This is a genomic window from Inhella sp. (assembly GCF_041912635.1).
Taxonomy (GTDB): Bacteria; Pseudomonadota; Gammaproteobacteria; order Burkholderiales; family Burkholderiaceae_C; genus Inhella.
In genome coordinates, this window is the sequence record NZ_JAYRMO010000041.1 from 1 (window position 1) to 19,713 (window position 19,713).

Annotated in this window: 18 protein-coding genes; 7 read left to right on the forward strand and 11 right to left on the reverse strand. The window is 71.3% G+C overall.

All coding sequences use genetic code 11. From position 1 onward, the window contains the following. The first annotated feature begins 159 nt into the window (after nt 1–159). Nucleotides 160–423 carry a hypothetical protein gene (locus ACE3QP_RS19340; protein WP_374438360.1) on the forward strand — a complete coding sequence of 88 codons (264 nt, stop codon included), beginning with the start codon at nt 160–162 and terminating at the stop codon, nt 421–423. 294 nt (nt 424–717) lie between these two features. Here the strand turns inward: ACE3QP_RS19340 and ACE3QP_RS19345 are convergent, their stop codons facing one another. From ACE3QP_RS19345 to ACE3QP_RS19360, 4 genes are all read right to left on the reverse strand, one after another. Next, nucleotides 718–2,067, reverse strand: a complete 1,350-nt coding sequence (locus ACE3QP_RS19345) for a hypothetical protein (protein WP_374438361.1) — start codon at nt 2,065–2,067, stop codon at nt 718–720. Between the two features lie 52 nt (nt 2,068–2,119). Next, nucleotides 2,120–3,298: a hypothetical protein gene (locus tag ACE3QP_RS19350; RefSeq protein WP_374438363.1), complete on the reverse strand. Its 1,179-nt coding sequence runs from the start codon at nt 3,296–3,298 to the stop codon at nt 2,120–2,122. Nucleotides 3,299–3,362: 64 nt separating this feature from the next. Beyond that, complete coding sequence (locus ACE3QP_RS19355; protein WP_374438364.1) at nt 3,363–4,019, reverse strand: MSMEG_1061 family FMN-dependent PPOX-type flavoprotein; 657 nt, start codon at nt 4,017–4,019, stop codon at nt 3,363–3,365. A 611-nt stretch (nt 4,020–4,630) separates the two neighbouring features. Further along, a complete protein-coding gene (locus ACE3QP_RS19360; RefSeq protein WP_374438366.1) occupies nt 4,631–6,679 on the reverse strand; it encodes an alpha/beta fold hydrolase in 2,049 nt (682 codons plus the stop codon). Between the two features lie 242 nt (nt 6,680–6,921). Between ACE3QP_RS19360 and ACE3QP_RS19365 the strand changes: the two genes are divergently transcribed. Beyond that, complete coding sequence (locus ACE3QP_RS19365) at nt 6,922–7,212, forward strand: 2TM domain-containing protein (protein WP_374438368.1); 291 nt, start codon at nt 6,922–6,924, stop codon at nt 7,210–7,212. Between the two features lie 4 nt (nt 7,213–7,216). Here the strand turns inward: ACE3QP_RS19365 and ACE3QP_RS19370 are convergent, their stop codons facing one another. Both ACE3QP_RS19370 and ACE3QP_RS19375 read right to left on the reverse strand, forming a co-directional pair. After that, entirely contained in the window at nt 7,217–8,863 is a 1,647-nt protein-coding gene (locus tag ACE3QP_RS19370) for a response regulator (protein ID WP_374438369.1), read from the reverse strand. 38 nt (nt 8,864–8,901) lie between these two features. Further along, complete coding sequence (locus tag ACE3QP_RS19375; protein ID WP_374438371.1) at nt 8,902–9,318, reverse strand: DUF1801 domain-containing protein; 417 nt, start codon at nt 9,316–9,318, stop codon at nt 8,902–8,904. A gap of 13 nt (nt 9,319–9,331) precedes the next feature. Between ACE3QP_RS19375 and ACE3QP_RS19380 the strand changes: the two genes are divergently transcribed. Next, a complete protein-coding gene (locus ACE3QP_RS19380) occupies nt 9,332–10,258 on the forward strand; it encodes a glutathione S-transferase family protein (RefSeq protein ID WP_374438373.1) in 927 nt (308 codons plus the stop codon). Here the strand turns inward: ACE3QP_RS19380 and ACE3QP_RS19385 are convergent. Both ACE3QP_RS19385 and ACE3QP_RS19390 read right to left on the reverse strand, forming a co-directional pair. Further along, nucleotides 10,234–11,418 carry a lipase family alpha/beta hydrolase gene (locus tag ACE3QP_RS19385; RefSeq protein WP_374438375.1) on the reverse strand — a complete coding sequence of 395 codons (1,185 nt, stop codon included), beginning with the start codon at nt 11,416–11,418 and terminating at the stop codon, nt 10,234–10,236. The two genes, ACE3QP_RS19380 and ACE3QP_RS19385, sit on opposite strands and share 25 nt — an antisense overlap. 40 nt (nt 11,419–11,458) lie before the next feature. Beyond that, on the reverse strand, nt 11,459–13,339 hold the full coding sequence (locus ACE3QP_RS19390) for a hypothetical protein (protein WP_374438376.1): 1,881 nt from the start codon (nt 13,337–13,339) through the stop codon (nt 11,459–11,461). A 107-nt stretch (nt 13,340–13,446) separates the two neighbouring features. On the opposite strand from ACE3QP_RS19390, the gene ACE3QP_RS19395 reads away from it, so the two are divergent. Both ACE3QP_RS19395 and ACE3QP_RS19400 read left to right on the forward strand, forming a co-directional pair. Continuing rightward, nucleotides 13,447–14,220 (forward strand): substrate-binding periplasmic protein, encoded by a 774-nt coding sequence (locus ACE3QP_RS19395; RefSeq protein WP_374438378.1) that lies wholly within the window; start codon nt 13,447–13,449, stop codon nt 14,218–14,220. A 73-nt stretch (nt 14,221–14,293) separates the two neighbouring features. Then, complete coding sequence (locus tag ACE3QP_RS19400) at nt 14,294–15,100, forward strand: hypothetical protein (RefSeq protein WP_374438380.1); 807 nt, start codon at nt 14,294–14,296, stop codon at nt 15,098–15,100. A 20-nt stretch (nt 15,101–15,120) separates the two neighbouring features. Here the strand turns inward: ACE3QP_RS19400 and ACE3QP_RS19405 are convergent, their stop codons facing one another. The 3 genes from ACE3QP_RS19405 to ACE3QP_RS19415 all read right to left on the reverse strand — a co-directional run bounded on the left by ACE3QP_RS19405 (nt 15,121) and on the right by ACE3QP_RS19415 (nt 17,486). Beyond that, the gene (locus ACE3QP_RS19405; protein ID WP_374438381.1) at nt 15,121–15,588 is read right to left on the reverse strand and encodes a dienelactone hydrolase family protein; all 468 of its coding nucleotides are present in this window, start codon (nt 15,586–15,588) and stop codon (nt 15,121–15,123) included. Between the two features lie 316 nt (nt 15,589–15,904). Beyond that, a complete protein-coding gene (locus tag ACE3QP_RS19410) occupies nt 15,905–16,609 on the reverse strand; it encodes a hypothetical protein (RefSeq protein ID WP_374438383.1) in 705 nt (234 codons plus the stop codon). Between the two features lie 10 nt (nt 16,610–16,619). Beyond that, nucleotides 16,620–17,486: a MipA/OmpV family protein gene (locus tag ACE3QP_RS19415; RefSeq protein WP_374438385.1), complete on the reverse strand. Its 867-nt coding sequence runs from the start codon at nt 17,484–17,486 to the stop codon at nt 16,620–16,622. A gap of 189 nt (nt 17,487–17,675) precedes the next feature. On the opposite strand from ACE3QP_RS19415, the gene ACE3QP_RS19420 reads away from it, so the two are divergent. Both ACE3QP_RS19420 and ACE3QP_RS19425 read left to right on the forward strand, forming a co-directional pair. After that, on the forward strand, nt 17,676–18,365 hold the full coding sequence (locus ACE3QP_RS19420; RefSeq protein WP_374438387.1) for a response regulator: 690 nt from the start codon (nt 17,676–17,678) through the stop codon (nt 18,363–18,365). A 7-nt stretch (nt 18,366–18,372) separates the two neighbouring features. Then, complete coding sequence (locus ACE3QP_RS19425) at nt 18,373–19,686, forward strand: ATP-binding protein (protein ID WP_374438389.1); 1,314 nt, start codon at nt 18,373–18,375, stop codon at nt 19,684–19,686. Nucleotides 19,687–19,713: the final 27 nt, after the last annotated feature.

The following is a 19,713-nucleotide window of genomic DNA, read 5'->3' on the forward strand; positions in this document are numbered from 1 at the left end:
AAGGCGGCCATGAATTCGGGCAAGGACATGCCAGGCTGAAATTGGATGGAATTGACCGTCATGGCCTGAGCTCCGCTGTGCAACGGAGGTCAGACTACGGGCCAGGTGGCTCATGGCGTGGGCCTGCCGAGGCTCATTACTAATCAGGACGCCGAATGGTTGACGGGCACCCTGGATGGCACCGTGCTGCCGGCCCGCGAGACGTGCACAGGCCTGTACTGGGCCCGCCCCTCCGAGAAAGCGCCTGCGCAGCTGGCCCTGTGGCAACTCGCCAACCAGGCGCGCGGCCAACTGCAGATCGAGTTCTGCTACTGCTCGGTGTTCGATGAATGCTGGCAAGAGCGCTTTGGTGCAGGCCCGGCGCGGCCGGTGCCACGCTGCGAAGCGCCCGCCGCGCCCGCGGCCTCAGCACCGACCCCATGAGCTTGCGCCTGCTGCTGCCCGCGCTGCTCGCAGACGATCTGGCCAGCGCCCAGGCCGACGGCGCCAGCTGGCCCTGCTGCAACAGGTAGACCTGCTGATCGCCTGAGGACACGCCGACGTAAAGTGCATTCGCGTAGGTGCGGTAGCGGTAGGGCGCCAGATCCTGCGACAGCGCTGGCGGCTGCAGCAGTGTGGGGTAGCTGCGCTCGCCCCAGTCGAGCAGGCATTCGATCGCCGTCGTGCCCTGGCTCAGGGCCTGGGCCCAGCGCAGGCTGCGGTTGCCGCGGTCGACGATCAGCAGCCGGCCGGCCGGCCGTCCGCCCCGGCCGCCACGTCCTTGGGGTTAAAGAAGCGCGCCGCGCTGCCCACGCCATCGGCGCGGCCGAGCTGCTGGCCCAGCGGGCTGCTGACCTCGCCCGTGGCGCTGACATGGCGCAGGCGCTGGTTGTCGGTGTCGGCCACCCACAGGCCGCCATCGCTGGCCGGCGCCAGGCCGGAAGGGAACTGGAAGCGTGCGCTGCGGCCGCTGCCATCGGCCAGGCCGGCGCTGCCGCTGCCGGCCAGGGTGCTGAGCTGGCCGGCGCCATCGAGCACGCGCACGGCGTGGTTGCTGCGGTCCAGCACATAGACCTTGCCATCGCCCCCCACCGCCACATCGACCGGCGAGCGCAGACGCGCCGCGCCGGTGGCCGCGCCATCCACGAAGCCGCCCTGGCCGGCGCTGCCCGCCACGGTGCTGACCTGGCCGGTGGCCGTGACGCGGCGCAGGGTGTGGCTGCCGAAGTCGGCCACGTAGAGCGCGCCATCGGGCGCCAGCGCCAGGCCCATGGGCTCGTTGAACTGGGCCGCGCTGCCCGCACCGTCGCGGCTGCCGCGTTCACCGTTGCCGGCCAGGGTGCTGACCTGGCCATCGGGTGCGATTCGCCGCACCGCGTGGTTGCCGCTGTCGGCCACGTAGAGCGTGCCATCGGCCGCCACCGCCAGGCCGGCGGGCTTGCGAAAGCGCGCCAGCGTGGCCGCGCCATCGGCAAAGCCGTAGCTGCCGGGCCGGCCGGCCCAGACGCTGCTGCGGCCGCTCCGGTCCACGCGGCGGATGGCGTGGTCGGCCGCATCGGCCACGTAGAGATTGCCGGCGGCATCCTGCGCAAAGCCGCGCGGTTCGTTGAAGGCGGCGGCCGTGCCCTGGCCATCGGCATGGCGCGAACCGCCCGCGCCCTGGCCACCGCCGGCCAGCGTGCTGACCCGGCCATCCGCTGCCACATGCCGGATGCGGCCGTTGTTGCTGTCCAGCACCCACACGCCGCCCTGGGGCGCGGGCAGCACACCGCTGGGCTCATTGAACAGCGCGCTGCTGCCGACGCCATCGGCAAAACCGGTCTGGCCGAGCTGGCCGGCCAAGGTGCTGACCTGGCCATCGGCGGCAATGCGGCGGATCAGCTGGTTGCCGGTATCGGCCACCCAGACGGCGCCCTGCGCATCCACCACCGCCTGGCGCGGCGCACGGAACACGGCAGCCAGGCGCGGGCCGTCCACGGCTGTCTGCAGGCCACTCGGGCTGCCGGCCAGGGTGCCGGCGTAATGGGGCTCGGGGGCCGCGGCGGCAAGCTGGGCCAGCAGGGCGGCAAGACAGAACAGGCGGCGCATGCACGCTCCCGGTCAGTGGGAGCGGCCACTGTGGGCCGTCGCCCACGTCGGGTCAAGCCGGACCGGCGGCCAGCCCTTCCACCAACTCGTGCTTCGCCAGCACCGTGCTGTGCCCGGCCTGCCAGCGGCTGACCTGGTAGCCATTGGTGTAGACCAGGCTGCCGTCGGGCGCGAGGTCGAAGCCGGCCACATGGCGGGCCAGCACCTCGGTGGCGTGGCCGGGGCGCAGGCGCACCAGCTGCCAGCTGGCCGGCACCAGATTGCCGGCGTACTGCGGGTCGTCGCGCACTTTGCGCAGCTCAATCATGCGGCCGTGCAGCCAGAGCTTGCCCAGGTCCTGGTCCAGCTCCGGGCTGCGCGGGCCGCCGGCGCTGCGCAGCGGTTCCTTCCCATAAATCATGCTGAAGAAGTTCAGGTAGCCGAACACTGCCTTGAGCAGCCGCACCGGCATCAGCAGCATGTCCATCAGCGCGTTGCCGGCGCGTTCGTGCACGGGCTTCTCGACCGGGCGGCGGATCGCGTAGATCGTGCCGTCGGCCGCCTGGCGCGGCGCGATGTGGTCGTAGCGGGCGTCGTCCACCAGGATGCAGAGCGCGCCGCTACGGTAGTCGAGCTGGCACAGCGTGGCGTGCGCCACCGCGGTGAGGTGGCCCTGCTCCGGGTGGCGCGCCACGCCGCTGCTCTGGTAGACCACGCTGGCCGCACTGCCGGGCACCAGGGAGGGGGCGGCGTCGATGCTGTCGCCGCCGGTGATGGCACCCTTGAGCGTGCCCTCCTCGTCGTAGACCTCCAGCTGGGCCGTGCCGTCGTGCAGGCGCACCGACAGGATCAGGCGCCGATCGGCCGGGTTCCAGGCCAGGCCCTGCACGGCCAGCGCATTGCGGTGGAACAGGCGCACCTCGCGGTCTTCGCTCAGGTGCAGGCGAAACAGGCCGGTGGACTCGCCCACGCGCAGCAGGTAGTAGAGGGTGTCGGCGTCCGGCCCGAAGCAGGCGTACAGAAAGCGCGGCGGTGCCAACGGTGCGCCCTGTTGGCGGCCCCAGAGCGTCTGGCTGGGGATCATGCCGGTCTGCTGCTCGGGTTCGCGCGGCGCATGCTTCCAGCTGCTGTTGCGGCGGCTGCGCTCGTCGCGCTCCTGCACCTCGCGTGCGAAGGCGCTGGTGATCTGGCGTGGCGCCGCACCCTCGCGGTGCAACCACAGCTCGCCCTTGGCGATGACGACGGTCTGCACAGTCTTTCCTCCCCGGCCCTGTGAAGCGGCGCATCGTAGGCGCGCCGCACCGGGCAGCGGCCCCTCAATAGAGGGTCTGGCGCTGGCGCTCCTCGAGTGCGCCGTCATAGCCCGCCGCATCGAAGCCGGCGCTGAAGGCGGCGATCAGGCTGCCGGTGGAAGGCAGGCTGTTGCGCGCCACCTGCGCGGCCGGGTCCCACAGCCCGCCGCGCTGGGCGGCGCGGGCGCATTGGAAGAAGACCTTGTGAACCGCAATCACCAGCACGCTACGCGGCAGCTTGTCGCCGGCCGCGAAGCGTTCACACAGCTGCGGCTGGGCGCTGATGCGGGCGCGGCCCTGCACGCGGATGGCCTCGCCCACGCCGGGGATCAGGAAGAGCAGGCCGATCGCCGGGTCGGCGGCCAGGTTGCGCAGGCTGTCGATGCGGTTGTTGCCACGCCGGTCGGGCAGCAGCAGGGTGCGCCCCTCGTCCACCACCTCGATCAGGCGCTCGCCCCGGCCATCGCCGCGCGGCGAGAGATCGAGCGCGCCGCTGCCGGCGTTGCGCGTGGCCAGCACGCACCAGGGCGCGGCCTCGATGAAGCGCTGGTAGAGCGGGTGGATGTAGTCGCACTCCTTGTCCAGCGTGGCTGCGGCGGCGGGGCGCAGCGGCTCGGGGTACAGGGCGCGCAGGTCCGCCAGGGTGCGCAGGTCGTGGGTGTCGTCGTGCCAGCAGTGCATCGGGCTATTCTGGCGGGCGAGTTTCGCCAGAAGCGGAACTCGGGGGCTTGGCAGCCTAAGCGGCCGCGTGTCACCCAGCACTGAAGCGGCGTCTCGTTCAAGTCTGAATTCCAGCCAGCGTATTCCCCAGCTGGCGAGTTCCCTTTGGCATGACCCAAAAGGAACCAAAAGGTCAAGCCCCGATACGCAGCCCGAACAGCCAATAGCCGGGAAACGGAGAGCTATTTGCAGTCCGGGCTATTCGGTGTTCGGCTGTTGGCTGTTTGGAGTTCCCCCTATGCCAAGCCGAGGAGCACAGAAGAGCGGGTCCGCGCGCGTGAGCGCGCTTCGTGCTCTGACCAGGCGCAACTGTCTGAGCGGAGTGAGTAGCGCGAACGCAGCGAGTTTTGCGCCGGGCCCGCTCTTCGAGCACCGCAGGGCGCCGACCGCCGCAGGCGGGCGGCGCAGGCATCGGGGTCGCTTTTCTCTTGCCTACTACTCTTTGGCGAAGCAAAGAGAAGTAGGTCGCCTGCCGGGGCGACATCCCGGCGGGCTCTCACGGAGGGATCAAGCCCCCATCCATCGAGTCGAAGAACGGAGGGCAAGACTCTTCTCAACGGGCGGATCGACGCTCAGTTCTTCGCCGCCGCCTCCTTTAGGCCCGGCACATGCTCGGCACCCTGCACGATCTGCGCGGTGCTCTGGCGAACGGTCTCGCCCAGGGGCTCCACGCGACCGCCCAGGCAGTTGCCCAGGAAGGCCTCGGTGATGGCGTTGAAGCCGATGCGGTTGTTGGGCTTGCGGAAGCCGTGGCCCTCATCCGGGTAGAGCACGTAGCTGACCGGGATGTTCTTGGCCTGCATGGCCGTGACGATCTGGTCGCTCTCGGCCTGCTTGACGCGTGGGTCGTTGGCGCCCTGACCGATCAGCAGCGGGCGCACGATCTGGTCGGCCTTGTAGAGCGGCGAGGCGGCGCGCAGGATGGCCTTGCCCTCGTCGGTCGTCGGGTCGCCCATGCGGCTGTACATCTGCTTCTTGCCGGCTTCCCAGTAGGGCGGGATGGTGCCGAGCAGGGTCTCCAGATTGGAGGGGCCGACGATGTCCACCGCGCAGGCGAAGGTAGTGGGCGTGAAGGCCACGCCGGCCAGGGCCGCATAGCCGCCGTAGCTGCCGCCCATGATGGCGACCTTGTCCTTGCTCGTCACGCCCTGTTTGACGGCCCAGTCGACGGCGTCGAGCAGGTCGTCGTGCATGGCCAGGCCCCACTGCTTGTTGCCGGCGTTGAGGAACTTCTTGCCGAAGCCGGTGGAGGCGCGGAAGTTCACCGACAGCACCGCATAACCGCGGTTGGCCAGCCACTGGTGGGTGCCGTTGTAGCCGTAGTCGTCACGCGCCCAGGGGCCGCCGTGCACCAGCAGCACCAGCGGCGTGGGCTTGTCGGCCTTGCCGTCGCCATTGGTGTCGGCGCCGGCCGGCAGGGTCAGGTAGCTGGGCAGGGTCAGGCCGTCGCGGGCCTTGATCTCGACCGCGTGCATGGGCTGCAGCGGGGCGTTCTGCAGTTCGGGGCGGGCCACGTAGAGCGCGCTCAGCTTCTTGGCCTTGCGGTCGTACAGATAGGTGGCGGCCACCTTGGAGACAGGGTCGATGCCGACGATCCACTTGTCATCGGCGCGCGTGCGGCTGGCCACATAGACCTCGCCCTTGCCGAGCTGCTTCTGCAGCCAGTCGAAGTCGGCCTTCAGGCTCTTGTCGATGAACTGCCACTCGTTGGTGAGGTAGTTCACCGCATAGGCCTGGATCTCGCCCGTCACCGGGTGGCGCAGGGTGTCGCCGAGGTCGGCGCGGGCATCGCGCGCGATCAGCTTGCGCTGGCCACTGGCCATGTCTTCGGCGAACACCGCGGTGGTGTCGCCATCGCGCGAGTCCATCCAGTACAGGGTCTTGCCGTCGGCGGTGAAGCCGAGCGGGCTGGTGGCGTTGTCTTCCAGGCCGGTGCTGAGCAGCGGCTTCTCGGCCAGCGCGTCGCCTTCCACTTTGAAGAAGTCCATGCCGCCGGCGGCATTGGGCTTGGCGGCCAGGCGCAGGTTCAGATCGTCGTCGGCCTGGAAGCCGGCCACGCCGTCGGCCTTCATCACCAGCTTGAGCTCGCCGGTCTTGAGGTTCAGCAGGTGCACGTCATGCCAGCGCGGGTCGCGGTTGTTGATGCCGACCAGCACCTCGTCCAGGCGCTTGCGCGAGCCCCCCATCATGCGCACGCGCACCTTGTCGAAGGGGGTGTAGTCGCGCTGCTGGCCGCTGCTGACGTCCACGCCGTAGAGGCGGAAGTTCTCGTCGCCGGCCTTGTCCTGCACGAACAGGATCTGCTCGCCGTTGCCGCTCCAGAAATGGCCAGGAATCGGGCGGTCCTTCGACTCGGTGACGGGCTTGGCGGCTTCGGGCTTGGCGGCCGGGGCCACCCAGACGTTCATGACGCCGTTCACCGGCGCCATCCACGACAGCCACTTGCCGTTCGGGCTGAGCTGCGCCCCCGCCTTGACGGGGTTGCCGAACAGCGCGGCGCGCGGGATCAGCGGGGTGTCGCCCACCGTGATCGAGGCCGCCGCGGCGGGCAGTGCGGTGGCCAGCGCCAGGGCGCTGAGCAGGAAGGGGGCGCGACGGATGACAGCAGATGCAAGGGACATGAAGGCCTCTAAGGGTTGGAAGGTCGCGCAGCATAGTCAAGCCCAAAGCCCGCCCGGCAGGGGCCGGACAGAAGGTGCTGCGAGCCGACTGGCCTGCAGAAACTGGCGCATGAATGGTGACCGTTCGCGCCAGCGTGCCGCCATTCAGCGGCGCAGGCGCTCGTTCATCGCAGAGCCCTGGGATGGACGCGCGCGGCTTTGCACCATGCACGCCTCACCACCCCCCCCACACGGAGCTCTCCATGCACACCGACCTGAACGCCGACGACCTGCAACGCCTGGCCAAGAAGCGCGTCGAACAGAAGATGGGTTTTCTGACCCATCTGCTGGTGTTCGTCCTGGTCAACAGCGGCCTGTACCTGCTGAACCTGCTGCGCGGCGGCGCCGACTGGCAGATCTTCCCGCTCTGGGGCTGGGGCCTGGGCCTGACGATCCACGGCATCGTGACCCTGCTGAGCCTGCAGGGTCAGGACCTGCGCGAACGCCTGCTGCAGGCCGAGCTGCGCACGCTGCGCGAGCGCGCCGGGCGCTGAGCGTTCAGACGATGGTGTTTTCCACCGCCGGCCCCCGCGTGGTGGCCGGCACGGCCAGGGCCTTGCCGGCCTTGGCGCGCGCCAGGCTGCCGCTGATGGGCAGCACCCAGCGCGCCTGCAGATCGCGCACCAGATCCTCCAGCGCCTGGCGCTGACCGATCTTCGCGGCGTGGCGGCGCAGCACCGACATCGCCATGTCGATCAGCTTGGCATTGCGCGTGCTCTCGCCCTGCTCAGCCAGCAGGTGCACGGCCTGCTCGGGCCGGCCGCGCAGGGACAGGGTCAGCGCTTGCTCGGCAATCTCGAACACGCGGTCGTGCGCGCCGCGCAGCAGCTCGGCCACGGTGCGGTCACCCTCGGCCATGGCCACCAGCACCTCGGTGCTGGCCTTGTTGACGCAGTAGCGCAGCGCCAGGCGCTGCACCACCGCCTCGGCCTCGCCCAACGGGCCGCCGGCATCCTGCACGCGCCGCCACAGCGCGATCACCAGGACGCCGACCTCCAGGTCGGCATCGGGCTGCTCCAGCGCGCGCGCCAGGCGCTGTGCCTGCTCCTGGGCCTCGCCCAGCCGGTTCTCGCGCAGCGCCAGCAAGGCCTGCACGGCCCAGCGCTGGCGCGTCAGGCGTGGGGAGTCGGGGTGCTGGAACAGCAGGTGGTCGAAGGTCTCGAGCAGCTGGCGCAACTTCTTGGTCTCGCCCTCGTCGAAGTGGATCAAGGCCAGCAGTACCAGGCTGAAGTAGTCGAACAGGCGCGAGCGCAGCCCGCTGGCGGCCGCGCCCTCCAACAGGCGCGTGGCCTCGGCCCGGTGGCCGGCGTAAAAGGCCAGGGTGCCGGCGCGCTGGGCGCGCAGCAGGCAGCCGGGTGTGAGCGTGAGCGCCTGCTGGTAGGTGCGCAGGGCCTCGTCGAGATGGCCTTCGTCCATCTGCACGCGACCCAGCACGTCCCAGCCGTCGGCGTAGTCGGGCATCTCGCCCACCAGCAGCTCCAGGGTCTGGCGCGCCTGCTGCAGCTGGCCGGCGGCGTACTCGGCGCGCGCCACGCCCAGCTTGGCCCAGGGCACGGTGCGGGCCGCGATGATGGCCTCGTAGAGCTCGCGCGCCTCGGCATTGCGCTTCTGGCGCAGCAGCAGTTCGGCGCCGATGCGCGCGGCCGACAGGAAATATTCGCCGCGCTGCGCAAAGCGCTGCAGGCACAGCGTGCAGGCACGCTCGTAGTCCTCGGCCGCCATGGCTTCGAAGATGGGGCGCAGTACCTGCTTGCGGTGGCGCGCCTGCTGCAGGCGCTCGGAAAAGCTCGCCAGCGTGTAGGGCTTGAGCAGGTAGACGTCCAGCGCCGCCTCGGCCGCGCCGGCCACGGCGGCGTAGCTGGCGTCCGTCGTCACCATGATGAAGACAGTGGACTGCGGCAGCACCTGCTCGCGGCGCAGTTCGTCCAGCAGGGCCTGCCCGCTTTCCTCGTCCTCGCCGAAGTCGTTGTCGCAGACCACGATGTCGTAGCTGGTCGCCTCCAGCGCCAGCCGGGCCTCGCGGCTGCGCGTGACGGCGCGCACCGTGCCCACCCCCAGCTCGCGCAGATGCGCCACGATCAGCATGCGCGCGTTGTGGTTGGCGTCGATGACCAGCGCCTTGGCCTGCTGAAGACTCTCGACCATGGGCTGGGACTATGGCAGCGTCGCGCCGCCGCGGGGGCTCACGAGATGGCCAAACGCTGGCAGATGTCGCGATACGCCGCATCCATCAGGGCCTGCAGCGCCTGCGGCGGCGGCAGCCGGCCCGGGCGCAACTTCACATGGCGCATGAAGCGGCCGCTGCCTTCGAGCAGTCCGGTGGGGTCCGGCAGGGCCGTGCCGTGAAAGAAGCCCAAATTCACATGCGCTCGGAAGGCATTGACGTAGGCAAAGGCCGCACCGCCCACGCAGGCCGTCGGGTGGCCGTCGTGCTGCAGCTCGGTGACATCGGCGCCGCAGGCGCGCAAGCTGGCAAAGTGCTGGCGCGCCAGCTGCCCCAGCTCGCCCGGGCAGGCCTGCAGCCAGGCCTGCACCGCCGGGTGTTGCGGCAGCGCACCCGGCAGCAGGAACAGGCGATGCGGGGTAAGGTCAGGGCGCACGGAGGAGCACGGCATGGCCAGCAACAAGCCCCTGATTCTGTTTCACTACCCGCTCTCGCCCTTCTCCGAAAAGATGCGCGCCATGCTGGCCTGGGCCGGCCTGCCCTGGCACTCGGTGCGGGTACGCGAGATGCCGCCGCGCCCGCTGCTGCAGCGCTTGGCCGGCGGCTACCGCAAGGTGCCGGTGGCGCAGATCGGTGCGGATGTGTTTTGCGACACACGCTGCATTGCCGCCGAGATCGCGCGGCGCGCGCACCGGCCGCTGCTGGCGCTGGAGGCCGGCAGCGCCGAGGCGCAGGACTTCGTGGCCCGCGCCGATGGCGAGCTCTTCATAGCCTGCGCGCTGAGCGCCAACACCCTGGCCATGGGCCAGCGCGTGCTGCGCTCGATGTCCCTGCCCGATCTGGCCCGCTTCGCCTGGGACCGCATGCAGATCGGCCGCAAAACCAGCCTGGGCGCGGCGCCGCTGCGCCAGCCACGCCAGCGCGTGCGCGCCCATCTGCGGGAGCTGGAGCAGCGCCTGGCTGGGCAGGACTTCCTGTTCGGTGCGCAGCCCCAGCATGCCGACTTCTCGGCCTTTCACGGCCTGTGGTTCCTGCACGACCTGGCGCGCGCGCCGCTGCTGGATGGGCACCCGCGCGTGCTGGCCTGGATGGCACGCATCCGCGCCTTCGGCCACGGCCGCTGCACGCCCATGGCGGGCGAGCAGGCGCTGGAGTGGGCGCGATCCAGCCGGCCGCGCCGCCTGGAGCCCGGCAGCCGCCTGAGCGCGCCACAGCGGGTCGCCATCGGCCCGGCCGACTACGCACAGGACCAGAGCGAGGGCCTGCTGGTGGCCGCCACACCCACACGCTGGGTGCTGGCGCGCGAGGAGCCCGGCCTGGGCCGCCTGCACGTGCACTTCCCGCGCCAGGGCTACCGGTTACTGCCGCTGGACTGAACGATCTCCAGCAGACGCTGCCCCACCGCCGCGCTGCCCAGCAGTTCGATGTGGCCGAGGCCCTCGAACACATGCTGGTGCGCGGCCGGGAAGTTCAGGCACAGGGCCGGGTTGCGGTGCAGGCCCAGGGCGCTGTTCAGCGGCACCAGGCCATCGCCCAACAGCCGGGTCTTGGCGGCGGCGCGCGCACCCAGGGTGCCGGCCAGCGCGTGGCAGGTCACGCCGGGCGGCAGGGGCACGGCGGCGCGCGGGGCGCGGTCCACCGGGCCGCTGTCGAGCAGGCGGCCGTGGCGCAGGTCGGTGATGCCGGCGCTGCGCACCTTGCCCAGGCGCGCCAAGGGGGCGGCGTAGGGCGCCGCGCCGAGCAGCAGGTCCACGCCGCGGCCGGCGCGCTCCAGCGGCGCACCGAGGTGCGGGCTGCCCAGGCAGAGCAGATGGCTGACGGCGCGCGTCCAGGCCGCGCCCTGGGCCTGGTACAGCGCGCTGCGCAGCAGCAGGCCGCCCATGCTGTGGCCCAGCAGCACCAGGCGCTGCTGCGGCGCGCGGGCATGCAGCTGCGCCAGCAGCCCGGCCAGTTCACGCGCGTTGGCCGCGATCGGCAGGCCGGTGTTGTAGTGCAGGTAGAGCGGCTGCAGGCCCAGGGCCTGGGCCAGCTGGGCGCCGTGGTCCTGTTCGCCCTGCTGCCATTGCAGGTCGTTCATGCACAGGCCATGCACCAGCAGCAGTAGGCCCGCGCCCGGCTGCAGCGGCAGCTCGTCCGGCAGCAAGCGCTGGCTCTGGCCGGCGGCACGCAGGCGCATGGGGATGGCCAGCGGGTTGGCGCTGCGCTGCAGGTGGTCGCCCAGCACGCCGTTCAGCGCGGCCAGCCATGCCTCGCGCGGCGGCTGCAGCTCGGGCCCGGGCGCGGCCGGCAGGCGGGCCAGCAGCAGGTCCAGGCCCTTGCCCACGCCGCGGGTGACGCCGCGCACCGCGCCGTAGACCTGGCGCGTCAGCCCGGCGGTGCGGCCGCTGGCGCCCGCCGGCAGCAGGGGCGGGGAAGCGATGCGCGCATGCATGGCCTCGACGATGTCGGTCACGCCCAGCGTGGCCTCGGTCAGCAGGCGCGTCAAGCCCGGCAGGTCCTGCGCATGCAAGGGCAGGGGCTTGGGTGCTCGGGCCATCGCGGCTCCCCGGGGAAAAGGGGCCGAGTGTGCGCCAGGTTCAGTGACCCGCAGCGCGCACCGTCGCCATCCAGTCGTCCAGCGCGCCGTAGTCCAGCACCTGGCCGCCGGTCAGCGCCGGCCCCAGCAGGTAGAGCCGGCCGTTGGCCGCGCCGATGTAGTTTTGCGCCGCCGGGTAGTGGCGGACGTAGTAGCCGCTCAGCACCGAGCTGGACACGTAGGCCGGGAAGAACTGCGGGTAGAAGCGCTCGGCAAAGCTGAACACGCGGTCGGCGCGCGCGTCCACGTTCACCAGCGCCCCCACGGCATTGCCGCGCGGCGCGCCCAGGCGGTCGTAGGCGGCCTGGCTGGGGTGGGCGATGGCCATGCCCAGCAGCGGGCTGCCGGCGCGCGGGGCCAGGGCGTCAAGGAGGCTGGCGCTCAGGCGCGCGGTGCTGCTCGCATCCACGCTGCCGCCCACGATGGGCGCGCTGCCGCCGGGGAAGCGCGAGGCCGGGCCTTCGCTGAGCGGCGAGCAGGCCGCGAGCGGCAGCGCCTGGCCGCCGTTCCACCAGTAGTTGGCGTTGAAGCTGATGGGGGCCGTGCCGCCGTTCGCGTTCAGCGGGCAGGGCACGACGGCGCCGCCGCCGCGGCCGAAGCTGCCGCCCTCGGCGCTGAAGAGGTTGTTGACGACCGTGAGGTTGGCATTGCGCAGCACACGGTTGATGGGTGCGGGCGCGTTGGCGCCCACGCCCCAGCAGGGGTCGACGGTGACGTAGTCCTGCGCGCTCTCGTCCCAGGTCTGGCAGTCGCTGCCGGCGCCATCCGCCGCGCCGAGCACGCGGCTGTCGTGGGCGCGGATGGCGTCGCCGCCGAACACCTCGCCGCCCGCGCTGGGCGCCTGGTAGGCGGCCGTGAAGACGATGCTGTTGCCCACCGCCACGCAGTCCTGACAGCCGCTGAATTCCAGCGCGGCCTCGCGCGGGTCGACGATCAGGTTGTTGCGCGCCACGGTGCGCAGGGCCTCGTAGTCCCAGCGGCCGTCGGCGCTCATGTAGTAGGTCGCGTCGGTGTCCTCGCCGCCCAGCTCGACGCGGCGCACGCGGTAGAAGGTGTTGCTCTCATAGAGCACGTCCACCGAGCCGCCCTTGGCCTCGATCCCCAAGCCGCCGCCGCTTTGCGCCACGAAGTTGCGGCAGAAGGCGGCACGGTGCACGCCGACGTTGTCGATGCCATGCCGCGTGGTCTGGCGCACGCTGCTGTCCAGCACCCAGAGGTCGGTCACCTGGTTGAACTTCATGCCGTCCATGTTCTGGCTCTCGCTGGTCTCGCCATCGCGCTCGTCGCGGCCGAACAGGTTCTGGATCGTCACGCGCCGCACCAGGATGTGGTGCGCGGGCTCGAACTGGCCGTACACCGCGGTGTTCAGCACGCCGCCCTGGTTGGCGTTCGTGCGGCCGCTCTTTGCCGCGCCGGCCACGTGGACGCCGGCGGCCGCCTGCAGCGGCTGCGGATCGGCGTGCGCGCTGCCGTTCCAGGCGCCCACAGTTTCGGGGCCAATGGTCAGACCCTCGATGGCAAGGTAGGAAACCCCCAACAGGTTGATGCCGTGGTTCAGCACCGTGGCGTTGGGGCGTGGGTCGGTGGCGACCAGCCAGATCGGACCGCTGGCGCTGCGCAGCAGGCGCTGGGCGTAGATCTCGCTGCCCAGGTTGTCGGCATAGCTTCCCGGCGCCAGGCGGATGCGCACCGGCTGCGTGGGGTGCTGGCTCTGGGCCTGGCGCAGCGCGTCGCGCACGCCGCGCGTGCCCTGGGCCGGGGTGACGTCCAGGTTGACCCAGGCAGCTTCGGCGATCGTGTCCACGAAAGCCGTGTCGGTGCAGGTGGCGGCGGGGCTGGCCGCGCTCAGGGTCAGGGCGAGGGCAGCAAACAACAGGCGCATCGAGGGCTCCTCCGGCAGGGCGGGTCCGCGCGATGATGGCAGAGGGAGCAGGCTGCCGGCAGTGCCCACAAGAACAAGAGACCGCGCGGCATCTTGGAGTTGCGCTCATGAAGCTCAAGGCCCTGCTGCTCGCGCTGTGCATCGGCCAGGCCTATGGAACGAATTGCACCCAGTTGGTGTTCTCGGCCAATCCGAACTACCCGCCCTTCCATTGGTCCGAGCGCGGGCAACTGGTCGGCGCCAGCATCGAGCTGACCGAGCGCATCTTCAAGGAACTGGGCGTGCGCGCCGAGCCGCGCTACCTCGGCCCCTGGAACCGCGTGCTGCGCGCGGCCGAAGAGGGCCAGCTGGACCTGGTCGTCGCACTGAAGATCACGCCCGAGCGCGAGGCCTTTCTAGCCTTCACGCCAGCGCGCTTCTCCAGCAACCCGATGGCGGTGTTCGTGCGCAGCGAGCACCGCTTCGCCTACCGCGGCTGGGACGACCTGATTGGCCGCACCGGCCTGGTGGCGCGCGGCGACCGTTTCGGCGAGGGCTTCGACGAGTTCCTGCGCAGCCACCTGAAGGTGCTCACCAGCCACAGCATGGAGGACGGCTTCGCCAACCTGTTGCGCCGGCACGGCGACTACCTGGTGACCGGCTACTTTCCCGGCCGCGCCTACCTGGCGGGCAAGGGGTTGGAAGGCCAGCTCGAAGCCCTGAGCCCGATGGTCAACCAGGGCTCGGTGCACCATGGCTTCGTGCGCCGCTCGCCCTGTGCGGCATTGCTGGACGCCGTGTCCGAACGCCTGCGCGCTTACGAAGCCGACGGCAGCACCGAACGCCTGCTGCTGCAGTACCTGGACCGCTGGCGCGCGACGGCGGCGTCGCGGGTGGAGTGAGGCCGCTCAAGCTCGCCTCATTCACCCAAGTGGAGGGGCCGGCGGCGCAGGCCGTCTCCGCACAATCCTGCCCATGATGAACAAGCCAACCCACGTCACCCGCCGCCTCGCCCTCTTCACCCCACTGGCCCTGGGCCTGGCCGCCTGCAGCAGCGTGCCCCCGCAAGCCGAATTGCCCCCGGAGCTGGCACAGACTACCGCGCTGGACGTCAGTGGCCGGCAGGGCTGGTTGCCGGACCGGCAGCCGCTGCGCTTTGGCGAATTCCAGACCAGCGGGCGCGCAGCGCGGGCGGACCTGCAGCGGCGCCCTTGCCCGCAGGGCTGCAGCCGCTTTGACTTCGGCGTGCTGCACACCCGCTTCGAAAGTTATCGCGAGCAAGCCCGCCAGAGCCTGCGCTTCCTGCAGGAGGCCCCGGGCGTGGCGCCGCTGGCGGTGTCGGGCTTCCAGGCCCAGGAACGCGAGCTGCGCGAATGGACCTGGCAGCTGTTCGGCGCCCGCCTGCGCGGGCGGCAGGGGCGCGAGGTCGAGACGCCCTTCACCGGCACCTTGCTGCCCGAGGGGGCTGCGCCGGCCTGGCGCCTGGTGCTGGGCGACGCGCCGCTGCTCGTGGGCCCCCTGCCGGAGCAGCTCGGCTGGGCCGAGAGCGAGGACGGCCAGCGCATCGAGCTGCGCCCCTTGTTCGGCCGCGCCCAGCCCAGCAGCGGCGGCGCGCAGCGCCTGGCGCTGGGCTATGTGCTGGAGTCCGGGGGCCGCGCGCTGGCGGCCGTGGCGGTGCAGGGCCTGGGCCAGGGCCGGGTGTGGCTGGCGCCGGATCTGAGCGCCGAACGGCGCCAGCTGATGGCCGCGTTCAGCACCTTGTTGCTGCTGCGGCCGGCCTAGGGAGCGACTGCCTCCCCAGCTCAGCGCACAAGCCGGCGCTCGAAGAAGTTCAGCGCATCGCCGATGGCACGCGCGCCCTGGCCGGGGTTGGACTTCAAGCTGACCATGCCGCCGCGGCCGAAGTGGCTGTAGGGATCGATCACCACCACCTCGGGCTCCAGGGGCTCGAAGCCGTGGAAGGCGTTGGCATAGGCCTGCACCTGCTGACCCGAGCTGTCCAGGCGCAGCGCCAGTGCCTGGCAGGCGGCGCTGCCCTCGTCGTCGTCCTTCTCACCGACGCCGATCTGGAGCGGGCCGTACACCTGGTTCAGCTCGTAGCCGGGCACGCGGTTGTAGGCCCAGCACAGCGGGTACATGGCACGGAAGGCGGCAAAGCGCGGCTCGCCGGGCTGCGGCGGCGTGCGCGCGGCCCGCATCGTCTGCACGCCGCCCCAGGAAAAGCCCAGCACGCCGATGCGGTCGGCGCGTACCTCGGGCCGCCCGGCCAAGTAGCGCGGCGGGCAGGTTGGGTACCGGCGTGGCCAGCGCCAGCGGCGCAAAGCTCACGTAATGGTGATTGCCCTGGGCAAACCATTCATCCAGCACGCGCGGGCCGGCATGCGCGCTCGCGCTGTCGGGCTCGGCCGGGGCGGGAGCGGTGCCGGCCAGCAGCGTCGCCAGCAGGGACAGATACGGCAGGAGTCGTGAAGTGTTCATCGCACGCGGGAGGTTGCGGTTCATCCAGGGGCCGGCCCAGCACGGGCGGCGGCTGACGGAGGCGGCACCTTCGCGAGGTTCAGCCGCAGGTATGTGAGCAGCTGTTGCTTACTCGATCAACGCCGCCACCACCAAGGGCAGCGCGGCCACGCGCAGCTGGGCGCCTTCGGGCAGGCGCTCCCAGCGCAGTTGCACCACGGCATGCTCGCGGTCGGCCTCGCCCGGGTAGAGCGGGCCGGGGGTGGCGGCCAGGGGGATGGACGCATCGGCCGGCTGCAGGCTCAGGCCCGGCTGCGTGCCGCGTGGGAAGGCCAGGCTCACGCCCACGCAGCGCTTGCCCTCAAAGCGCGCGGGCTCGATCTGTTGCCTCACGGCCAGCACCTGGGCGCAGGCGGCACGCAGTTCGCTCAGCGCGTACAGGCCGTCGGGCCGGGGGCTGATGGACAGGCGCACGCGGAAGGCGAAGGCGGTGGCCGGGCGGTTCAGGCGCAGCGCGGCGTTGTCGTCGAAGGCGGACTTGAGCAGCGGCACCTGGGCGTGCAGCGCGGCATCCAGCGGCAGCTCCAGCGCGGTGCGGGCGCCCTGCAGGCTCAGGCGCAGGCCTTCCGTGGCCGTGCCGGGCGCGCGCGGCTGCACCTGCAGGCGTTGCTGGATGAGGTGCTTGGGCGTGCCCAGCTTGTCAAAGCGCACCAGCGCGCGGTAGGCCTCGCGGTAGCTCCACCAGGCGCCCTCCTCCGCGGTCTGCGCAGGGCTCTGCAGGGGGGCTGCCAGGCAGACCACCGCAAGGGCCAGGGTGCGCAGGAGGGAGTTCATGCGGCCACGTTCAGAAGCGGTAGACCAGCGCGGCGGACAGGCTGGTGGCGCCGGCACGCTCCACCAGCGGGCTGCGCGCGGCCGGGCCCTGCAGGCGCTTGAACTCGACGGCCGTGCTCAGCACCCAGTCGGGCTGCAGCAGCCAGTTCCAGCGCAGCTGCGCGTGCGCATCCTGCAGGCCGCCGCCGGGGCGGTAGACGGGGTTGCGACTGCGTGCCGATTCGAGCTCGGCCACGCCGAAATAGCGCTGCGTGAAGCGCGCATTGGCCCAGCTGAGCCCGGCCGAGACCGTGAGGCTGTGCTGGCTGGCGCGCAGCGGCAGCAGCCACTGCAGATCGGCCCCCCAGCGCAGGCCGCCGCTGCAGGCGCCGGTGCCACCCAGCAGGCTTTGCGTGAGGCGCCAGGACGCCGCAGCGCGCAGATTGAAGAAGCCCCCGAGTTCCGCGCAGGCATCGAGTTCGTCCATGCCCAGCAGGCGGTTGCCACGTTGCCCCACGGCAATGCCGGGGTCGATGGCGCTGGTGTTCAGGGGCCCGAGCGAATCGGCGAACCAGCTGCGCCCTTCGCTGCCGCGCGGCGGCTGCAGGTTCAGCAGCGGCCCCCATTCCACGCGCGGCCAGGCGGGGGCCAGGGCGTCGCCCAGGTGCCAGCCGGCCTGCAGACCGGAGATGAACAGGCCGTTGCTCCAGCTCGCTTGCACCAGGGCCTCGGCACGCAGGCGTTGTTCGTGCGCGCCCTCGTAGCGCGGGCGGTAGCCGGCGCCCAGGCCGAGAAAGACGTCCTGGCTGCCCTCGGGCATGGGTTCAAACACGGGCGCCTGCGCGGCAGCCCCGCCGCACAGGCTGAGCAGGGTGAGAGCGGAGAGGAGTGGCTTCATGGGCTGGGGGCGGCCACCACGCGGGGCGGGGGTCGCAGGCACCCCCAACGCCGTCATGCGCAGGCCGGGCCATTCTCCCCAGTGCCCCTCAAGGCGCCTGCCTGAGTTCGTCCTGGAATTGTCATGAATTTGTCCGGGCCCCCAGGCACACCAGGGGGTCTTCCTAGAATTTCGGGAAGGAGACGAGCGATGTGGCGCGTGATGCTGGTGGAGGACGATGAGCGGCTGGCCAGCCTCGTGAGCGAGTACCTGGGCGGCTACGAGTTCCAGGTCGACGTGGTGCCGCGCGGCGACTTGGCGCTGGCGCATTTCCAGGCCACCGAGCCGCAGCTGGTGGTGCTGGACCTGAGCCTGCCCGGCGTCGACGGCCTGGTGGTGTGCCGGCAGATCCGCGAGCGCAGCGCGGTGCCCATCCTGATCCTGACCGCGCGCGAGGACGCCTTCGACGAGGTCTCCGGCCTGGAACAGGGTGCGGACGACTTCGTCAACAAGCCGGTGCAGCCGCGCGTGCTGCTGGCGCGGCTGCGCGCGCTGGCGCGGCGGGGCGCGGCGGCCGTACCGACCAGCGCGTCGAGCGACTTGGTCATCGGCCGGCTGCGCATCTCGCGCGAGAACCATGCGGTGTTCTGGGGCGACGAACCCGTGGCGCTGAACCAGCCCGAATACAAGCTGCTGCTGGCGCTGAGCGAATCCGCCGGCCAGGTGATGAGCCGCAACGACCTGCTGCTGCGCATGCGCGGGCTGGAGTTCGACGGGCTGGACCGCTCGATCGACAACGGCGTCTCGCGCCTGCGCCGCAAGTTCGACGACGCCCGCGGCGAGAAGATCAAGACGGTCTGGGGCGAGGGCTATCTGCTGAGCCCGTCGGCCTGGGAATGAAGCCCCGATGAACCGCCTGTTCTGGCGGCTGCTGCCCCTCACCCTGCTGGCCCTGCTGGCGGCCAGCGCGGTGCTGTACCTGCTGTTCAGCCGCCTGTATGGCGACCCGCTGGAGGACATCGCGCGGCGCCAGGCGGCCGCGCAGCTCTTCGTGCTGGAGCACTACATCGACGCCGCCCCGCGCGACGAATGGCTGGAGCGGCTGAACAAGGTGCGCGAGGTCTCGCCGCAGCACTACGAGCTGCTGCCGCTGGACGAGGCCCTGCAGGGTTTGGGCAGCGCCCAGCAGCAGCGCCTGCAGGCGGGCACGGTGGTGCTGGACGTGGCCGGGCGCCGCCTGCTGCGCCGTGTGGACCTGCAGGGCGAGCGCTATGTGGACAGCGAGCGCGAGGTGCTGCGCATCAGCGGCCTGCCGATCGACGTGGCCCAGGCGCTGCGCCAGGAGGCGCTGCGCTGGGGCGTGGTGGCGCTGGTCCTACTGGTGCCGCTGGCACTGTGGTCGCGCCTGCACTGGCGTGGGTTGCTGGCACTTTCCAGCACGGCCGAGGCCTGGGGCGCGGGTCATTTGAGCGCGCGCGCCGAAACCCCCGCCAGCACCAGCCTGCGTCCGCTGGCCCAGGGCATGAACCAGATGGCCGAGCGCCTGGCCGGGTTGCTCGAAGGGCGGCGGCATCTGCTGCACGCGGTCTCGCACGAGCTGCGCACACCGATCGCCCGCATGGGCTTCGATTTGGAGTTGCTGCGCGACACCGACAGCCCGGCTGAACGCCATGCTCGCATCGACGCACTGGAGCGCGACCTGGCCCAGCTGCAGGCCCTGGTGACCGAGCTGCTGAGCTACAGCCGCCTGGAGCAGGCGCAGCTGCAGGCCGAACCTTTTGACCTGGACGCGCTGCTGCGCCAATGCCTTGGCGCGCAGGAGCTGGAGGGCACGGCACGCGCGCTGCAGGTGCAGATCGCACCCGACATCGGCCGCATGTGCGGCGACGCGCATCTGGTGGCGCGCGTGGTGGGCAATCTGCTCGGCAACGCCTTGAAGTACGCCCGCCACCAGGTGCGCTTCAGCGCCCGCGCCCTGCCTGCGGCGCAATGGGAACTGCGCGTGGAAGACGACGGCCCCGGCATCCCCGAAGGCGAGCGCCAGCGCGTGTTCGAACCCTTCGTCCGTCTGCCGCAGACCGGCAACCTGCCGGGCCACGGCCTGGGTCTGGCAATCGCCGCGCGCGGCGTGGCCCTGCACGGTGGGGCGATCCAGATTGAAAAAAGCGCCCTCGGGGGCGCTTGCTTGGTGGTGCGCTGGCCGCGCGGCGGCCAGGCCTGAGCAGGTCCACCGTGGCGGGCGGGGGCC

Excerpts from the sequence above, each read along its gene's own strand:
- ACE3QP_RS19345 (WP_374438361.1), bottom strand. The coding sequence starts at position 2,067 with ATGCGCCGCCTGTTCTGTCTTGCCGCCCTGCTGGCCCAGCTTGCCGCC.
- ACE3QP_RS19355 (WP_374438364.1), bottom strand. The coding sequence starts at position 4,019 with ATGCACTGCTGGCACGACGACACCCACGACCTGCGCACCCTGGCGGAC.
- ACE3QP_RS19360 (WP_374438366.1), bottom strand. The coding sequence starts at position 6,679 with ATGTCCCTTGCATCTGCTGTCATCCGTCGCGCCCCCTTCCTGCTCAGC.
- ACE3QP_RS19365 (WP_374438368.1), top strand. The coding sequence starts at position 6,922 with ATGCACACCGACCTGAACGCCGACGACCTGCAACGCCTGGCCAAGAAG.
- ACE3QP_RS19370 (WP_374438369.1), bottom strand. The coding sequence starts at position 8,863 with ATGGTCGAGAGTCTTCAGCAGGCCAAGGCGCTGGTCATCGACGCCAAC.
- ACE3QP_RS19380 (WP_374438373.1), top strand. The coding sequence starts at position 9,332 with ATGGCCAGCAACAAGCCCCTGATTCTGTTTCACTACCCGCTCTCGCCC.
- ACE3QP_RS19385 (WP_374438375.1), bottom strand. The coding sequence starts at position 11,418 with ATGGCCCGAGCACCCAAGCCCCTGCCCTTGCATGCGCAGGACCTGCCG.
- ACE3QP_RS19390 (WP_374438376.1), bottom strand. The coding sequence starts at position 13,339 with ATGCGCCTGTTGTTTGCTGCCCTCGCCCTGACCCTGAGCGCGGCCAGC.
- ACE3QP_RS19395 (WP_374438378.1), top strand. The coding sequence starts at position 13,447 with ATGAAGCTCAAGGCCCTGCTGCTCGCGCTGTGCATCGGCCAGGCCTAT.
- ACE3QP_RS19400 (WP_374438380.1), top strand. The coding sequence starts at position 14,294 with ATGATGAACAAGCCAACCCACGTCACCCGCCGCCTCGCCCTCTTCACC.
- ACE3QP_RS19410 (WP_374438383.1), bottom strand. The coding sequence starts at position 16,609 with ATGAACTCCCTCCTGCGCACCCTGGCCCTTGCGGTGGTCTGCCTGGCA.
- ACE3QP_RS19415 (WP_374438385.1), bottom strand. The coding sequence starts at position 17,486 with ATGAAGCCACTCCTCTCCGCTCTCACCCTGCTCAGCCTGTGCGGCGGG.
- ACE3QP_RS19420 (WP_374438387.1), top strand. The coding sequence starts at position 17,676 with ATGTGGCGCGTGATGCTGGTGGAGGACGATGAGCGGCTGGCCAGCCTC.
- ACE3QP_RS19425 (WP_374438389.1), top strand. The coding sequence starts at position 18,373 with ATGAACCGCCTGTTCTGGCGGCTGCTGCCCCTCACCCTGCTGGCCCTG.